Origin of the sequence: Pseudomonas sp. B21-056 (assembly GCF_026016325.1) — a bacterium.
GTDB lineage: Bacteria > Pseudomonadota > Gammaproteobacteria > Pseudomonadales > Pseudomonadaceae > Aquipseudomonas.
Window position 1 is genome coordinate 4461693 of record NZ_CP087203.1, and the last position, 17414, is coordinate 4479106.

Annotated in this window: 12 protein-coding genes, 2 tRNA genes, 3 rRNA genes and 1 pseudogene; 7 read left to right on the top strand and 11 right to left on the bottom strand. The window is 57.2% G+C overall.

Annotated features, from left to right (window positions below):
* Positions 1-40 precede the first annotated feature (40 nt).
* A complete protein-coding gene (gene inhA / locus LOY67_RS19115) occupies positions 41-730 on the top strand; it encodes an isonitrile hydratase (protein WP_265063961.1) in 690 nt (229 codons plus the stop codon).
* A gap of 48 nt (positions 731-778) precedes the next feature.
* Here the strand turns inward: inhA and LOY67_RS19120 are convergent, their stop codons facing one another.
* Entirely contained in the window at positions 779-1516 is a 738-nt protein-coding gene (locus tag LOY67_RS19120; protein ID WP_265063962.1) for an SDR family oxidoreductase, read from the bottom strand.
* 194 nt (positions 1517-1710) lie between these two features.
* On the opposite strand from LOY67_RS19120, the gene LOY67_RS19125 reads away from it, so the two are divergent.
* Entirely contained in the window at positions 1711-2658 is a 948-nt protein-coding gene (locus tag LOY67_RS19125) for an AraC family transcriptional regulator (RefSeq protein WP_265063963.1), read from the top strand.
* Between the two features lie 512 nt (positions 2659-3170).
* Here the strand turns inward: LOY67_RS19125 and LOY67_RS19130 are convergent.
* Positions 3171-3629, bottom strand: coding sequence for an SRPBCC family protein (locus LOY67_RS19130; protein ID WP_265063964.1), 459 nt, complete (start codon positions 3627-3629; stop codon positions 3171-3173).
* 156 nt (positions 3630-3785) lie between these two features.
* On the opposite strand from LOY67_RS19130, the gene LOY67_RS19135 reads away from it, so the two are divergent.
* Positions 3786-4187 carry a lysozyme inhibitor LprI family protein gene (locus LOY67_RS19135; protein ID WP_265063965.1) on the top strand — a complete coding sequence of 134 codons (402 nt, stop codon included), beginning with the start codon at positions 3786-3788 and terminating at the stop codon, positions 4185-4187.
* A 141-nt stretch (positions 4188-4328) separates the two neighbouring features.
* Here LOY67_RS19135 and rrf read toward each other — a convergent pair.
* The 5 genes from rrf to LOY67_RS19160 form a co-directional block, all read right to left on the bottom strand.
* Positions 4329-4444 (bottom strand): 5S ribosomal RNA (gene rrf / locus LOY67_RS19140).
* A gap of 156 nt (positions 4445-4600) precedes the next feature.
* Positions 4601-7492, bottom strand: a 23S ribosomal RNA gene (locus tag LOY67_RS19145).
* A 246-nt stretch (positions 7493-7738) separates the two neighbouring features.
* Positions 7739-7814: transfer RNA gene (locus LOY67_RS19150), tRNA-Ala, on the bottom strand.
* Between the two features lie 30 nt (positions 7815-7844).
* A tRNA-Ile gene (locus LOY67_RS19155) sits at positions 7845-7921 on the bottom strand.
* Positions 7922-8002: 81 nt separating this feature from the next.
* A 16S ribosomal RNA gene (locus LOY67_RS19160) occupies positions 8003-9539 on the bottom strand.
* The 16S, 23S and 5S rRNA genes sit together here with 2 tRNA genes alongside, the layout of an rRNA operon.
* A gap of 674 nt (positions 9540-10213) precedes the next feature.
* Here LOY67_RS19160 and rhtA point away from each other — a divergent pair.
* Together rhtA and LOY67_RS19170 are read left to right on the top strand one after the other, a co-directional pair.
* Positions 10214-11101, top strand: coding sequence for a threonine/homoserine exporter RhtA (gene rhtA, locus LOY67_RS19165; protein ID WP_265063966.1), 888 nt, complete (start codon positions 10214-10216; stop codon positions 11099-11101).
* Between the two features lie 167 nt (positions 11102-11268).
* On the top strand, positions 11269-11550 hold the full coding sequence (locus LOY67_RS19170; RefSeq protein ID WP_265063967.1) for a hypothetical protein: 282 nt from the start codon (positions 11269-11271) through the stop codon (positions 11548-11550).
* Positions 11551-11560: 10 nt separating this feature from the next.
* On the opposite strand, the gene LOY67_RS19175 is transcribed toward LOY67_RS19170, so the two are convergent.
* Positions 11561-12130, bottom strand: coding sequence for a TetR/AcrR family transcriptional regulator (locus tag LOY67_RS19175; RefSeq protein ID WP_265063968.1), 570 nt, complete (start codon positions 12128-12130; stop codon positions 11561-11563).
* A gap of 90 nt (positions 12131-12220) precedes the next feature.
* Between LOY67_RS19175 and LOY67_RS19180 the strand changes: the two genes are divergently transcribed.
* Together LOY67_RS19180 and LOY67_RS19185 are read left to right on the top strand one after the other, a co-directional pair.
* The gene (locus LOY67_RS19180) at positions 12221-12949 is read left to right on the top strand and encodes an SDR family oxidoreductase (protein WP_265063969.1); all 729 of its coding nucleotides are present in this window, start codon (positions 12221-12223) and stop codon (positions 12947-12949) included.
* Between the two features lie 30 nt (positions 12950-12979).
* Entirely contained in the window at positions 12980-13570 is a 591-nt protein-coding gene (locus LOY67_RS19185) for a 2-hydroxychromene-2-carboxylate isomerase (protein WP_265063970.1), read from the top strand.
* An 8-nt stretch (positions 13571-13578) separates the two neighbouring features.
* On the opposite strand, the gene LOY67_RS19190 is transcribed toward LOY67_RS19185, so the two are convergent.
* The 3 genes and pseudogenes from LOY67_RS19190 to LOY67_RS19200 all read right to left on the bottom strand — a co-directional run bounded on the left by LOY67_RS19190 (position 13579) and on the right by LOY67_RS19200 (position 17370).
* A complete protein-coding gene (locus LOY67_RS19190; protein ID WP_265063971.1) occupies positions 13579-15387 on the bottom strand; it encodes an aminopeptidase P family protein in 1809 nt (602 codons plus the stop codon).
* Positions 15388-15435: 48 nt separating this feature from the next.
* A complete protein-coding gene (locus LOY67_RS19195) occupies positions 15436-16602 on the bottom strand; it encodes a cysteine desulfurase family protein (RefSeq protein WP_265063972.1) in 1167 nt (388 codons plus the stop codon).
* 154 nt (positions 16603-16756) lie between these two features.
* Positions 16757-17370, bottom strand: a pseudogene (locus LOY67_RS19200) (LysE family translocator).
* Positions 17371-17414: the final 44 nt, after the last annotated feature.

Here is a 17414-nt window from a genome sequence, read left to right on the forward strand (position 1 = left end):
GAACCGTCCACCCCCCGGGCATTATCCAAAGGAGAGCGTCATGACATTGCAGATCGGTTTGCTGTTATTTCCCCAGGTCCAGCAGTTGGACCTCACCGGCCCCTATGACGTGCTGGCCTCATTGCCAGACGTGAAGGTGCACCTGATCTGGAAAGACCTGGCTCCGGTCACCGCCAGCACCGGACTGGTGCTGTTGCCCACCACGACGTTCGAGGATTGTCCGAAACTCGACGTGATCTGCATCCCCGGTGGCACCGGCGTCGGGCCATTGATGGAAGACCCACTGACCCTGGCGTTCATTCAGCAACAAGCGGCGCACGCGCAATACGTCACGTCGGTGTGCACCGGTGCGCTGGTACTCGGTGCGGCCGGCCTGCTGCGAGGCAAACGCGCCACCACCCATTGGGCTTATCACAGCCTGCTGCAGACGCTCGGCGCGACGCCGATCAAGGACCGCGTAGTGCGTGATGGCAACCTGCTCACCGGTGGCGGCATCACGGCAGGGATCGATTTTGCCTTGACCCTGGCGGCCGAGCTGTTCGACCAGGACACCGCCGAGCTGGTCCAACTGCAACTCGAATACGCCCCTGCCCCGCCGTTCACCTCCGGCAGCCCTGACACCGCCCCCACACGCGTATTGGAGGAAGCCCAGCGGCGCTCGGCGGAATCGTTCCGGGTGCGTTCGCAGATCACCCAACGCGCTGCCGCGCGGTTGGAAATCCCTGCCTAGTGGCCTGTGGCGAGCGGATCAGTCCGCTCGCCGTTCGGTCGTTCCACATCAGTACGGGCTGGCCGTCGGCCGCACCACCAGTTCGCTGACGTCCACATCCGCCGGTTGTTCGATGGCGTAGGCAATCGCCCGGGCAATCGCCTCGGCGGGAATCGAGATTCTGCGGAACTCGCGCATTTCGGCGCGGCCACCCTCATCGGAAATGCTCTCAGCCAGTTCCGATTCGGTCACGCCGGGGGAAATCACCGTCACCCGCACATCACCCCCAACCTCCTGGCGCAAGCCTTCGGAAATGGCCCGCACCGCATATTTAGTGGCGCAATACACAGCGGCGGTAGGGCTGACGGCGTAGGCACCAATGGAAGCGATGTTGATGAACTGGCCGCTACGCTGACGTTGCATCAATGGCAGCCCAGCCGCAATGCCGTGGAGCACACCACGGATGTTGACGTCGATCATCCGATCCCACTCATCGACCTTCAGCGCCTCGAGTTTGGAGAGCGGCATGACGCCGGCGTTGTTGATAATCACATCCACCTTGCCGAAACGTTCGACGGCGAAGTCGATCAGATTCTGGACATCGTCGCGCCGGGTCACGTCCACGGCCCTGCAGATAGCCCGTTGACCGGCGGCCTCGAGTTCCTGGACCAGCGCTTGCAGACGATCGACGCGCCGGGCGCCGAGTACTACGCGGGCACCGCGGGCGGCCAGCAGACGTGCTGCCGCTTCACCAATCCCGCTACTGGCACCGGTAATCACGACTACTTTGTTCTGGATATCGGACATGATGGTTTCCTCGTCTGGGTGTGTTCGCCCCCGGAGGGAGCGTTCTGACAGGTCCAGATTAGGGAGGCAGCCGATGGCAGGGTTAGCCGGATCCTCCTGCGCGCTTGCACGATCCTGTAGCAAACCAGGCGACTCTGGCAGCCGGCCGTGCAATCAGTTTTACTAACGCGGTCTAACCAGGGAGATAGATCGGCATGTCGGTATCCACGTCCATACAGGTTGCGCCAGACGAGGACGTCAACCCGCGTCGCGCTGAACTGGCGGACCTGATGAAACGCTTCGCCCCGCAGAATGGTATTCACCCCACCGCCATCAAGGCCCTGAGCCTGATTCGCAGCGACGAACTGAGCGACGCCCTGCACATCGTGCACAAGCCGGGCCTGTGCGTGATCATCGAGGGGCGCAAGGAGGTTCGGCTCGCAGACGAATGCTACGTTTATGATCCACTCAACTATCTGGTGGTCTCTGTCTCGCTACCGTTGGCCGGCCAGGTAATCGAAGCCAGCCCCGAGCGCCCTTACCTGTGCATTCGCCTGGACATCGACCCGGCGCAGATCTGCAGACTGATTGCCGACGCCAGCCCCATTGCTGTACCGCCTCGGAAGACCGGCCGCGGGCTGTTCCTGGACAGGATCGACACACCACTGCTCGATGCGATGTTGCGCTTGCTGCGGCTATTGGACAGCCCAGACGATATCGCAGCCCTGGCGCCCCTCGCCCAGCAGGAGATTTTCTATCGGCTGCTGCGCGGCGCCCAAGGCCAGCGCTTGCATGAAATTGCCATCCCGGACACCCAGGCCCATCGCATCAGTCGAGCTATCGAGTGGCTCAATACCCATTACGCCGAGCCGCTGAGCATCGACAACCTGGCACAGATGATCAATCTCAGCCCTTCGGCGCTTCATCATCGCTTCAAAGCCGTCACCGCCATGAGTCCGTTGCAGTATCAGAAGCAACTGCGCTTGCAAGAGGCCCGGCGGTTGCTGTTGGCGGAGAGTGGCGATGTTTCGTCGGTCGGCTACAAAATGGGGTATGAAAGCCCTTCACAGTTCAGCCGAGAGTACAGTCGCCTCTTCGGCGCTTCGCCAAGCAAGGATATCGCTCGCCTGCGTGCCCAGGCCTTGCAGACCGAAAGCTTTTGATAGCGACCCGGAACGGGGTCGACGCATAGCCGTCGCACTTTTCTAAAGACGAAAAAAACCCGCCGAAGCGGGTTTTTTGAGGACCAATTTGACTCCCTGTCCGGCATTCCTTGCCTGGTCCCATCATCCATGACCCCGAGCACTCCCTGTACTCAGTGGATGGACACAGATTAAGCCCATCGATGGCGTGGAAAAAGACGAGAACACAGCGCCGACGTGTAAGCTTTTCGCTATACAGCGCTGCTGCCCTTTTTGACAGGCGAAAAAAAACCCGCCGAAGCGGGTTTTTCCAAGACCATCACGACTCCCTGTCGATAGCCATCCTTGCAAGGTCGATCGTCCCTGATCCTGAGCACTCCCTGTGCTTCAGTGGATGAATACAGATTACGCCTCGGATCCAAAGCGCAATAGTCGACAAAGCAGCCATCGCGTGTAAGACATTCGCCATACCGTCCTTCCGGAAACCCTTAGTTTCCTCAGGCGAGAACCATCAGCCATTGATCGCTACCGGCTCAGGACCTGGTCAGGAACTCCTCGATATTGGCCATCTGCTCGTCCCAACCGCGGCTGTCCATGCGAAAAGCCTTGAGTCGGCGCGCCTCGGGAATGCCGTCAAACCCTGACTCCACCACCTTGAGCAAGGTGCCTCCGTCGATATCCTCCAACTCGAACTGAACCCGCGTCTCGGGCTCTTGGGAGTAATCCACCTGGGGTTCGATGGCGTAGGGATGCCAGCGAAACGAGAACACCCGTTCGGGCTCGACCCGCTCCACCGCCACGTCCCAGGTAAGGTGCTCATAACCGGGATAAGTGATCTGTCCCTGGGTCCGTTCACCGGCCACAAACCGTTTGCCTTCCAGGGCCACGCCAAACCATCTGCCAAAGGCTTCGGCATTGGCCAGGGCCCGCCAGACCTGGGAACGCGGCGCCTTGAGCAGGATCTTTCTTTCGATGCGATCGGATAAATGCATGGGTCACCTCCTGTGTTCAACAGTAGGCCTGTAAGACCACAAGGCCAACCGGAAAGTTGTATCAGTCCGTTGTTTGACCATGGGTCGACGCTAGAAACCCTTGGAGCGATGTACACTCCTCCGGCATTTTTCAAGCCTTTCAAGGAGAGATCGACCATGCCCCCACGCTTGCTTCTGGCTCTGACACCGTTGCTCTTTATCGCCGCAGCCCAAGCCGACGACTGCACCAATGCCATCACCCAGAGCGAGATGAACCAATGCGCGGCCCAAGAGAAGAACGCCGCCGACACCGAATTGAACAACCTTTACAAGCAGATCACTGCGCGCCTGAAAGACAATCCCGAGGCCAAGCAGTTGCTGGTCAAGGCACAGCGGGCCTGGATCAGCTTCCGTGATACCGAATGCAATTTCTCTGCGTCTGGCGTTGAAGGTGGCAGTGTTTATCCTCTGATCTACGGCAACTGCATCACGGCGCTCACCAAGGCGCGAGTCGAGACCTTCAAGACCTATCTCAAGTGCAAGGAAGGGGACCTGAGCTGCCCGGTGCCTGAGGCATAAGCGTCATACCCTACGCGGCTAAACGGGTGTCCATCGATGCGGTAGGCACCTAATCCCAGACGCCCGCAGTGACTACGAGCTTTTTTGTGAACCAAAACAAAACCCCTACCTGCGTCAGCAGATAGGGGTTTCGGAATTTAATCTTGACGATGACCTACTCTCACATGGGGAAACCCCACACTACCATCGGCGATGCATCGTTTCACTGCTGAGTTCGGGATGGGATCAGGTGGTTCCAACGCTCTATGGTCGTCAAGAAATTCGGGTACTGAGTCGGGACCGGTTGGCCTCGCTTCAGCAAATTGGGTATGTGACAGTCGGTGTTTTGCGCGTCAGTCGAACTTTCGGTTCACTTCGTCTTCACACACCGCAATCTGGTGCCCTTTCGGGTCAGCAAATTGCTTGGGTGTTATATGGTCAAGCCTCACGGGCAATTAGTACAGGTTAGCTCAACGCCTCACAGCGCTTACACACCCTGCCTATCAACGTCGTAGTCTTCGACGGCCCTTCAGGGAGCTCAAGGCTCCAGTGAGATCTCATCTTGAGGCAAGTTTCCCGCTTAGATGCTTTCAGCGGTTATCTTTTCCGAACATAGCTACCCGGCAATGCCACTGGCGTGACAACCGGAACACCAGAGGTTCGTCCACTCCGGTCCTCTCGTACTAGGAGCAGCCCCTCTCAAATCTCAAACGTCCACGGCAGATAGGGACCGAACTGTCTCACGACGTTCTAAACCCAGCTCGCGTACCACTTTAAATGGCGAACAGCCATACCCTTGGGACCGGCTTCAGCCCCAGGATGTGATGAGCCGACATCGAGGTGCCAAACACCGCCGTCGATATGAACTCTTGGGCGGTATCAGCCTGTTATCCCCGGAGTACCTTTTATCCGTTGAGCGATGGCCCTTCCATACAGAACCACCGGATCACTAAGACCTACTTTCGTACCTGCTCGACGTGTCTGTCTCGCAGTCAAGCGCGCTTTTGCCTTTATACTCTACGACCGATTTCCGACCGGTCTGAGCGCACCTTCGTACTCCTCCGTTACTCTTTAGGAGGAGACCGCCCCAGTCAAACTACCCACCATACACTGTCCTCGATCCGGATAACGGACCTGAGTTAGAACCTCAAAGTTGCCAGGGTGGTATTTCAAGGATGGCTCCACGCAGACTGGCGTCCACGCTTCAAAGCCTCCCACCTATCCTACACAAGCAAATTCAAAGTCCAGTGCAAAGCTATAGTAAAGGTTCACGGGGTCTTTCCGTCTAGCCGCGGATACACTGCATCTTCACAGCGATTTCAATTTCACTGAGTCTCGGGTGGAGACAGCGCCGCCATCGTTACGCCATTCGTGCAGGTCGGAACTTACCCGACAAGGAATTTCGCTACCTTAGGACCGTTATAGTTACGGCCGCCGTTTACCGGGGCTTCGATCAAGAGCTTCGCGTTAGCTAACCCCATCAATTAACCTTCCGGCACCGGGCAGGCGTCACACCCTATACGTCCACTTTCGTGTTTGCAGAGTGCTGTGTTTTTAATAAACAGTCGCAGCGGCCTGGTATCTTCGACCGGCGTGGGCTTACGCAGCAAGTGCTTCACCCTCACCGGCGCACCTTCTCCCGAAGTTACGGTGCCATTTTGCCTAGTTCCTTCACCCGAGTTCTCTCAAGCGCCTTGGTATTCTCTACCCAACCACCTGTGTCGGTTTGGGGTACGGTTCCTGGTTACCTGAAGCTTAGAAGCTTTTCTTGGAAGCATGGCATCAACCACTTCGTCACCCAGAGGGTAACTCGTCATCAGCTCTCGGCCTTGGAATCCCGGATTTACCTAAGATTCCAGCCTACCACCTTAAACTTGGACAACCAACGCCAAGCTGGCCTAGCCTTCTCCGTCCCTCCATCGCAATAACCAGAAGTACAGGAATATTAACCTGTTTTCCATCGACTACGCTTTTCAGCCTCGCCTTAGGGACCGACTAACCCTGCGTCGATTAACGTTGCGCAGGAAACCTTGGTCTTTCGGCGTGGGTGTTTTTCACACCCATTGTCGTTACTCATGTCAGCATTCGCACTTCTGATACCTCCAGCAAGCTTCTCAACTCACCTTCACAGGCTTACAGAACGCTCCTCTACCGCATCACTTACGTGATACCCGTAGCTTCGGTGTATGGTTTGAGCCCCGTTACATCTTCCGCGCAGGCCGACTCGACTAGTGAGCTATTACGCTTTCTTTAAAGGGTGGCTGCTTCTAAGCCAACCTCCTAGCTGTCTAAGCCTTCCCACATCGTTTCCCACTTAACCATAACTTTGGGACCTTAGCTGACGGTCTGGGTTGTTTCCCTTTTCACGACGGACGTTAGCACCCGCCGTGTGTCTCCCATGCTCGGCACTTGTAGGTATTCGGAGTTTGCATCGGTTTGGTAAGTCGGGATGACCCCCTAGCCGAAACAGTGCTCTACCCCCTACAGTGATACATGAGGCGCTACCTAAATAGCTTTCGAGGAGAACCAGCTATCTCCGAGCTTGATTAGCCTTTCACTCCGATCCACAGGTCATCCGCTAACTTTTCAACGGTAGTCGGTTCGGTCCTCCAGTCAGTGTTACCTAACCTTCAACCTGCCCATGGATAGATCGCCCGGTTTCGGGTCTATTCCCAGCGACTAGACGCCCTATTAAGACTCGCTTTCGCTACGCCTCCCCTATTCGGTTAAGCTCGCCACTGAAAATAAGTCGCTGACCCATTATACAAAAGGTACGCAGTCACCCAACAAAGTGGGCTCCCACTGCTTGTACGCATACGGTTTCAGGATCTATTTCACTCCCCTCTCCGGGGTTCTTTTCGCCTTTCCCTCACGGTACTGGTTCACTATCGGTCAGTCAGTAGTATTTAGCCTTGGAGGATGGTCCCCCCATATTCAGACAAAGTTTCTCGTGCTCCGTCCTACTCGATTTCACTTCTAAGATCCTTTCGCGTACAGGGCTATCACCCACTATGGCCGCACTTTCCAGAGCGTTCCGCTAAAATCAAAGAAGCTTAAGGGCTAGTCCCCGTTCGCTCGCCACTACTAAGGGAATCTCGGTTGATTTCTTTTCCTCAGGGTACTTAGATGTTTCAGTTCCCCTGGTTCGCTTCTTGCACCTATGTATTCAGTACAAGATAACCATCTTGTGATGGCTGGGTTCCCCCATTCAGACATCTCCGGATCACAGTCTGTTTGCCGACTCCCCGAAGCTTTTCGCAGGCTACCACGTCTTTCATCGCCTCTGACTGCCAAGGCATCCACCGTATGCGCTTCTTCACTTGACCATATAACCCCAAGCAATCTGGTTATACTGTGAAGACGACATTCGCCGAAAATTCGAATTTCTCAATTACGAGAACTCACAAATTTTACCTTAGCCTGAACAACACCAGTGAAAGTGCCATCCAGTCTATCTTTCTATCACATACCCAAATTTTTAAAGAACGATCTAATCAAAAGACTAGAAATCAACATTCACCATCGTCTCGATGGAATGCTCATTTCTAAGCTTTCAGTCACAGAAGCAGTAGTGGTGGAGCCAAGCGGGATCGAACCGCTGACCTCCTGCGTGCAAGGCAGGCGCTCTCCCAGCTGAGCTATGGCCCCGTATTTCTACAGGCGTTTCCCACACAAAATTGGTGGGTCTGGGCAGATTCGAACTGCCGACCTCACCCTTATCAGGGGTGCGCTCTAACCAACTGAGCTACAGACCCAATTTCGGGCTGCTTCTATCGTCTTCTTCAATGAATCAAGCAATTCGTGTGGGAGCTCATGGAGCAGCTGCTGTCGTCGATTAAGGAGGTGATCCAGCCGCAGGTTCCCCTACGGCTACCTTGTTACGACTTCACCCCAGTCATGAATCACACCGTGGTAACCGTCCCCCCGAAGGTTAGACTAGCTACTTCTGGTGCAACCCACTCCCATGGTGTGACGGGCGGTGTGTACAAGGCCCGGGAACGTATTCACCGCGACATTCTGATTCGCGATTACTAGCGATTCCGACTTCACGCAGTCGAGTTGCAGACTGCGATCCGGACTACGATCGGTTTTATGGGATTAGCTCCACCTCGCGGCTTGGCAACCCTCTGTACCGACCATTGTAGCACGTGTGTAGCCCAGGCCGTAAGGGCCATGATGACTTGACGTCATCCCCACCTTCCTCCGGTTTGTCACCGGCAGTCTCCTTAGAGTGCCCACCTTAACGTGCTGGTAACTAAGGACAAGGGTTGCGCTCGTTACGGGACTTAACCCAACATCTCACGACACGAGCTGACGACAGCCATGCAGCACCTGTCTCAATGCTCCCGAAGGCACCAATCCATCTCTGGAAAGTTCATTGGATGTCAAGGCCTGGTAAGGTTCTTCGCGTTGCTTCGAATTAAACCACATGCTCCACCGCTTGTGCGGGCCCCCGTCAATTCATTTGAGTTTTAACCTTGCGGCCGTACTCCCCAGGCGGTCAACTTAATGCGTTAGCTGCGCCACTAAGAGCTCAAGGCTCCCAACGGCTAGTTGACATCGTTTACGGCGTGGACTACCAGGGTATCTAATCCTGTTTGCTCCCCACGCTTTCGCACCTCAGTGTCAGTATCAGTCCAGGTGGTCGCCTTCGCCACTGGTGTTCCTTCCTATATCTACGCATTTCACCGCTACACAGGAAATTCCACCACCCTCTACCATACTCTAGCTCGACAGTTTTGAATGCAGTTCCCAGGTTGAGCCCGGGGCTTTCACATCCAACTTAACGAACCACCTACGCGCGCTTTACGCCCAGTAATTCCGATTAACGCTTGCACCCTCTGTATTACCGCGGCTGCTGGCACAGAGTTAGCCGGTGCTTATTCTGTCGGTAACGTCAAAACCATCACGTATTAGGGAACGGCCCTTCCTCCCAACTTAAAGTGCTTTACAATCCGAAGACCTTCTTCACACACGCGGCATGGCTGGATCAGGCTTTCGCCCATTGTCCAATATTCCCCACTGCTGCCTCCCGTAGGAGTCTGGACCGTGTCTCAGTTCCAGTGTGACTGATCATCCTCTCAGACCAGTTACGGATCGTCGCCTTGGTGAGCCATTACCTCACCAACTAGCTAATCCGACCTAGGCTCATCTGATAGCGCAAGGCCCGAAGGTCCCCTGCTTTCTCCCGTAGGACGTATGCGGTATTAGCGTCCGTTTCCGAACGTTATCCCCCACTACCAGGCAGATTCCTAGGCATTACTCACCCGTCCGCCGCTCTCAAGAGGTGCAAGCACCTCTCTACCGCTCGACTTGCATGTGTTAGGCCTGCCGCCAGCGTTCAATCTGAGCCATGATCAAACTCTTCAGTTCAAACATCTTTGGGTTTTGAGAAAACCCTAAACTTGGCTCAGCAATCGTTGGTTACATCTTTGATTTCTCGCGGAGTAACTTGTGATGCTGATAATCTGTTGACTAGCAGTCTGACTCCACAAGCACCCACACGAATTGCTTGATTCAGTTGTTAAAGAGCGGTTGGCTGAGTCTTTCGTCTCAACCGAGGCGCGCATTCTACAGCGCCTGGCGTTACTGTCAAGCGGTTATTTTAAGAAGTTTTCCAAGTTTCCTTATCAACTTCAACCACTTGCGCTTCCGATCTCTCGTCAGCGGGAGGCGAATTCTACAGCGTTACTCGCTGCTGTCAACACCTCTTTTTCACCGCTTTCGACCGAGACGATCGAACCGTCGATAGAGCCAAACAACACTGCTCTACCCACTCCTTCCGGACTTCGATGAACTGAAGCCCTGTACCGCCAGAAAACATCTAACTCATTGAAACTCAAGGAGTTTTCCGTTTCGACTGCGCCGGAAGTGGGGCGAATTATAGAGACTCAGAATCTGCCGTCAACCCTTAATTACGCTTTTCTATCCATCCACGTCATCCGGCAATGAAATCCGCCTTATATATAGACGGAACCCTTTCAAGTGAGCAGTATATTGCTCAAATCAAACGCTTCCCCTGCCCTTATCCAGGACGACCCTTCGTAATGAATTCCCCACACCGCAGCCTGGCCTCCACCTTGTACCCGGTTGCCCTGCTGTTGATCGCTATGGCATCCATCCAGTCCGGCGCTTCACTGGCCAAAAGTATGTTCCCGGTAATAGGCGCACAAGGCACTACGACGTTAAGGCTCATTTTTGCCAGCATCATCATGCTGCTACTGCTGCGCCCCTGGCGCGCCAAGCTGACCGCCCAATCCTTGCGTACCGTGGTCGTCTACGGAATGGCATTGGGAGGCATGAACTTCCTGTTCTATATGTCAGTGCGCACGACCCCACTGGGAATCGCCGTGGCGTTGGAGTTTACCGGTCCCCTGGCGGTGGCTATTTATAACTCTCGCCGGGCAATCGACTTTCTCTGGATTGCCCTGGCGGTGATCGGCCTCCTTCTGCTGATACCAACGGGAGCCACCACCGCTGGCATTGACCCGATCGGCGCCGGCTATGCGTTGGGAGCGGGTGTCTGCTGGGCGCTCTATATCCTGTTTGGCCAGAAGGCCGGTGCAGACAATGGCGTACAGACTGCCGCGTTGGGCGTAGTGATCGCCGCCCTGTTCGTTGCCCCTATCGGCATCGTCCATGCCGGAGCCACCCTACTGACACCGAGCCTGATTCCGATCGCCATTGGTGTTGCAATCCTGTCCACTGCCCTGCCTTACACCCTTGAAATGATCGCCTTGACCCGCCTGCCTGCCCGCACCTTTGGCACCCTGATGAGCATCGAACCCGCGGTCGCTGCCCTGTCAGGGTTCGTATTTCTCCAGGAGTACCTGTCATTGGCCCAATGGATGGCGATTGCCTGCATCATTCTTGCGTCAATCGGTGCAACCCTGACCCTGAACAACGCCGTCAAGCCTGCCATCGCGGCGGATTGAAGCAGGATTTAACGAAGGTCTGGCATTTGCCACGTATTTAGGCCATGTTTAGGTCCGTAACCCAATGTCAGTCATGGAGTTTTTCATACAGGACGTCATAAGCGCTTCAAGCGAAAGCGAATGTAGTCATACGTGGACAGAGATTCACGACGGCGTTAAGGACGGGAATGAAACGAATCTTGATATTGGTCGCCGTACTTGCAATTGCGGGCTGCGCGGCGACGACGAAAACTGAAGTCAAACGCGGCAAGAAAGCTCTGCACATCAATTGCTCCGGCCTGACGTCGTCCTGGGACCAGTGCGCCGCCAGTGCCGCCAATTCATGCGCCCCCAAGAATTACAAGGTCATCGCCAAGTCGGGGGACGCGGTTGAGGAACCGGGGGATTATCCTTTCGGACTCAACCCTGCCGGTTACACCAGCCGCAGCATGATCGTCATCTGCAAGTAGCCAACGATCCTCAACCAACCCGCTGCCCGGCCATTCGTTGGCTTATCTCCTCTTGGCTGGACTTGAGGACATTACGCTGGATCTCTGGCGCGACCAGCATGCGCGCAACGACCAGCGCCCCAACGCATTGCGACAGGATGGCCCAGGCCAGGCTGTCGCTTTCCAGTATCCGCGCCCAGTTCTCATGCAAACGACAGATCCACGTTTGCGCAGCCTCCCGCACCTGTACATCCGAGCGCGCAATTTCAGCGCCAAGCACCGGCAGCGCACAACCAGCCTCAGGTTGATCGACGTGGCTCATGCTCAGGTACTGCTTGAGACAACACTCCAACCTGGCCGAGTCCAGCACATGGTCACCGCTCAGGCGCTCCAGGCTTTGAGTGAGCTCCCGCTCGACGATGGCCTTGAACAGTTCGTCCTTGGAGGAAAAATGACTATAAAACGCCCCGCCGCTCAATCCGATCGCCTTCATCAGACCATCGACACCCACTGTCGAAAAGCCGGACTTCTTGGCGGATACGGCACTGCTGGCGAGCAGTTTTTCGCGGGTCTCCATTTTGTGATTGGCTGAATAACGCATGAATCCTGCCTCTGATCGCTCAACTTGACGTGTAGCTGAGCTTAGCATAACGTTCGTTCAGCTAACGATCGTTTACCAATGAGGCGAATCATGGATAACAAGAAGGTCGTACTGGTTGTTGGCGCGGGCGATGCCACAGGTGGCGCGATAGCCAAACGTTTCGCGCAGGAAGGATTTGTAGCGTGCGTAACCCGCCGTAGCGCTGACAAACTCGCTCCGCTGGTCGAGGCGATAGGCGCTCAGGGCGGCGAAGCCCACGGCTTTTCCTGTGATGCACGCAAGGAAGACGACGTGATCGCGCTCATCGAGCAAATCGAGAGTCAGATCGGCCCCATCGAGGCTTTTGTCTTCAACATCGGCGCCAACGTGCCCTGCAGCATTCTCGAAGAGACCGCCCGCAAATACTTCAAGATCTGGGAGATGGCCTGTTTCTCCGGTTTCCTCAACGCCCGGGAAGTGGCTAAACGTATGGTCAAGCGCCAGCGCGGGACCATTCTGTTTACCGGTGCCACGGCGGGCTTGCGGGGCGCCTCGGGGTTCGCCGCGTTCGCGGGAGCCAAACATGGCATTCGTGCACTGGCCCAGAGCATGGCTCGCGAATTGGGTCCCCTGAATATCCATGTGGCTCATGTCGTGGTGGACGGCGCCATCGATACCGACTTCATCCGCGATAACTTTCCAGAAAAATATGCGACCAAGGATGAAGACGGCATCCTCAATCCCGAACACATCGCCGATAACTATTGGTACCTGCATACCCAACCACGCGACGCCTGGACCTTCGAGCTGGACCTGCGCCCCTGGAGCGAACGCTGGTAAGCCCCCCATTACAACAAGAGAGCTGTGATCATGAGCAAATCAGTAGAGTTTTTCTTTGATCTTGGCAGCCCGGCGACCTACCTGGCGTATACCCAACTCCCGCAGCTTTGCGCACACACCGGCAGCGAACTGGTCTACCGGCCCATGTTGCTGGGGGGTGTCTTCAAGGCAACAGGCAATGCATCGCCGATTACCGTACCGGCCAAAGGCGCGCATATGGCCAAGGACCTGGATCGCTTCGCCAAGCGTTACGGCGTGGCTTTCAAGCTCAATCCGCACTTTCCGATCAACACACTGTCATTGATGCGCGCCATAACCGGCATGCAACTGCGTCATCCTGAACGTTTCACAGTGTTCATCGACTGTCTGTTCCGTGCGTTATGGGTGGACGCCCGCGATCTCAGCCATCCGCAGACCGTAGCGGCGGTACTGGATGAAGGCGGTTTCGACCCGGGCCATGTGCTGGCGCTGACAACTGAGGAGCAAGTCAAGGAAGCACTCAAGGCCACCACCGAAGAAGCCATTGCCCGGGGCGTGTTCGGTGCCCCCAGCATGTTCGTCGGCGATGAGTTGTTCTTTGGCCAGGATCGGCTGGACTTCGTCCGTGAAGCCCTCGGCTGATCCCGGCCTCAGATTGCCATCGTTCGCATCTGCAGCCATTGCAGAGCGCTACCTTCCAGCAACGGGCTCAACCGATGCTGAACCTCGGCATGATAGGCGTTGAACCAGTCTTTCTCCTCCCGGGTCAGCAGCGATGGCTCCAGGCAGCGGGTATCAATCGGGCACAAGGTCAGGGTTTCGAACTCAAGGAATTCGCCAAACTCACTGCTACCTGCCTCGCGATTCAACGCCAGGTTCTCGATGCGCACACCCCACCGCCCAGGACGATAAGTACCCGGTTCTATGGACGTGATCATGCCGGGTTGCATCGCGGTTTGCGGTGTGGCGGCCGCCTGATAGGCGATGACCTGCGGGCCTTCATGAACGTTGAGGAAATAACCGACACCGTGGCCGGTGCCGTGACCATAATCCACCTGTTCAGCCCAGATCGGCGCGCGGGCGATGGCGTCCAGCAGAGGCGAGAGGATGCCTCGCGGAAACTTCGCCCTGGACAACGCAATCACACCCTTGAGCACACGGGTGCAATCGCGTTTCTGCTCAGCCGTGGGGGTTCCGACCGGCACCATGCGCGTGATGTCGGTGGTACCTCCAAGGTACTGACCACCCGAATCGATCAACAACAGCCCATCACCCTCGATGACCGCATGGGCCTCTTCCGTGGCGTGATAATGGGGCATCGCACCGTTGGCGTTAAAAGCGGCGATGGTGTTGAAGCTCAGGGAGACAAAATCCGGCCGACGTTTGCGGGCCGCGGTCAGGTGTTCATCGACGGTCAGTTCGGTGATGCGCTCACGACCCCAGGCACTTTCCAACCAGGCGAAGAACTCACAGAGCGCGGCACCATCCTGCTCCATGGCGCGACGGATATGCTCGGCGTCGGCCAGGCTCTTGCAAGACTTGGCCAGCGTCGTGGGATTGAGCCCTTCCACCAGCTTCACGCCACGGTCCAGGTTATCCAGCAAACCGACCGTGACCCGAGCCGGATCGACCTGCAGGCTCGCGCCGCCAGGCACTTCACGTAATGCGCTCGCCGCTTCGCGGTAATCACGCAGGGTTACGCCGTCCTGCTCAAGGACCGCACGCAATGCTCCATCCACCTTGTCCAGGGCCACGAACAAGGTTGCCTGTTGCTGGTTGATCAAGGCAAAGGAAACGAACACGGGATTGAACGACACATCCGCGCCGCGCAGGTTGAACAGCCAGGCGATGTCATCCAACGTAGCGATGAAATGCCAGTCGGCGCCACGCGTCTTGAGGGTTTCACGCAGCCTGGCGAGTTTCTCGACCCGGCTGACGGTCGCCTGGGGTGGCAGGTGCGCATACACCGGCTGATCCGGCAGGCCTGGGCGGTCGGACCACGCCTCATCCAGCAGATCGATGTCGGTGCGCAAGCGCGCGCCTCGCTCTTCAAGCTTGCTCCCCAGGGTTCGGGCTGACGCCACGGCCATCACCGCACCGTCGACCGCGACCACCCCACCTTCGGGAGTCTGTTCGGCCAGCCAATCCAGGGGGCCGGGTTGACCCGCAATGAGCTTGACCAGTTCGATGCCGCTGCCCTTCAGCTCATGGGCGGCCTGCTCCCAATAACGACTGTCGGCCCAGACCCCGGCGAAGTCCTTCGTCACGATCAAGGTACCGACCGAGCCATGGAAGCCCGACAACCATTGCCGCCCCTGCCAATAGCCCGGCAGATATTCCGACAGATGCGGATCAGCCGACGGCACCAGCAGCGCGTGGATGCCCTCCCGGCTCATCAGTTGGCGGACGCGGGCAAGGCGCTGGGGAACCAGTCCATGGGTCAAAGACTCGGTACTCATCGTTTCTCCTGTTTCTCAATATTATTGTTCGGTGCGCAAGCATCCGGCTCAGGGGGTACTGGCCCAGAATGCCGGTGCAGCGATACAGGCCACCTTGATCAGCCGCACGGCCTCGTCGATATCCTGTTCACGGGTGAAGCGCCCCAGGCTCAGGCGAATCGTCCGCCCAGCCGCCCGAGCATCGTGCCCCAAGGCCAGCAGCACATGGGACGGGGTGTTATTCGCCGAATTGCAGGCTGACGTCGCGGAAAATGCAAGCGAAGTACCCAATGCAACCGCGTTGAACTCACCTTCATGGAACGTCAGGCTCAACGTGTGGGGAATGCGTTGAGTCGCGCTGCCGTTGATACACACACCGGGCAGGGCCAGCAGCGGTTCCAGCAAACGATTGCGCAAGCGGACGATTTTGTCGAGCTCGTCGTCGAACGACTGGGCCGCCAGCTCGAACGCCGCGCCCATGGCCGCGATCTGATGAGTGGCCAGGGTTCCGGAGCGAAAACCGCCTTCGTGCCCGCCCCCATGGATCTGCGCAGAAAGACGCGGTCGGGCACGCTCGCCGACGTAGAGCGCGCCGATGCCTTTGGGGCCGTAGATTTTGTGCGCGGAAAAGGACATCAGGTCCACCGGCCAGCGGGCCAGGTCAATCCTGACCTTGCCCGCGCCCTGGGCGGCATCCACATGGAACAGCGCGCCGTGCCCACGGATGAGCTCGCCGATGGCTACCACGTCATTGACGGTGCCCAGCTCGTTGTTCACCAGCATCAGCGACACCAGGAAGGTGTCCTCGCGCAGGGCCTCGCGGACAGCTTGCGGACTGATCAGCCCATCGGCGTCCGGCGCCAGCCAGGTCACCGCGACGCCGCTCTCTTCAAGCTGCCGGGCGGTGTCGAGAATCGCCTTGTGTTCGATCAGGCTGGTGATGACATGACCGCCGCACGCCCCGCGCGCCTGGGTCACTCCCTTGAGCGCCAGGTTGTTGGATTCGGTGGCGCCGGAAGTCCAGACGATCTGCTGCGCCTGCGCCCCCACCAATTGCGCCACCTGCTGACGCGCCCGCTCCACCGAGCGCCGGGCCTCCTGGCCGAAGGCATGGGAGCTGGAGGCCGGGTTGCCGAAGTTGCCATCGAAGCCCAGGCATTCGACCATGACCTGGATGACCCGCTCATCCACCGGCGTGGTGGCGGCGTAATCGAAATACAGAGGACGTTTATTCATGGGGAAACTCGCAGAGCCTGTTCCGGGATCGGGCGCTCTCGTTGGGTTCGAGACTACTACCTGATCAACCTTAAAGAAGTGAGACTTCGTTTAAAAGTGCGTAGGAACGCTCCTGAACAGCGAGCTTAGCAGGCATCCGGTCGAAGCTCAGCCCTCATCTCAGGCTTTCGAGCAACAACGGATACAGCGAGGCCACCAGCAGCAGTGCCATCCCCCAATTGAACAGACGCAGCCAGCGACGATCACGCAGCAAGTTGCGCAACAGGCTGCCGCAGACCACCCACAGGCTGACACTGGGCAGATTGATCAGGGCGAACACCGCGGCGATCACCACCACATTAAAGAAGTAGCCTTGAAGCGGCGTGTAGGTGCTGATGGCACCAATGGCCATGATCCAGGCCTTGGGATTGACCCATTGAAATGCCGCGGCGCCCCAGTAGGTGATCGGCGTGCGCTCCCCGATCCGCTCTCGGAGACCGGGCCGGAGTGAGCAATTTTCCACGCCAGGTACAACAGGTACGCCGCGCCAACGTAGCGCAGCACGGTGTAAAGCAGCGGATACGCCTGGAACACCGCGCCCAGGCCAAAGCCCACCGCCAGCACCAGGACAAAGAAACCACAGCTGATGCCCAGCATATGAGGGATGCTGCGGTTGAAGCCGAAATTCACCCCCGAAGCCAGCAACATGGTGTTGTTGGGACCCGGTGTGATCGAGGTGACAAGGGCAAACAGGGCGAAGCCCAGCAGCAGGTCCAGCGAAAGGGTCATGGCGATCAGTCCGTCGTGTGGTCAGGTGATGACCCTACTCCTGG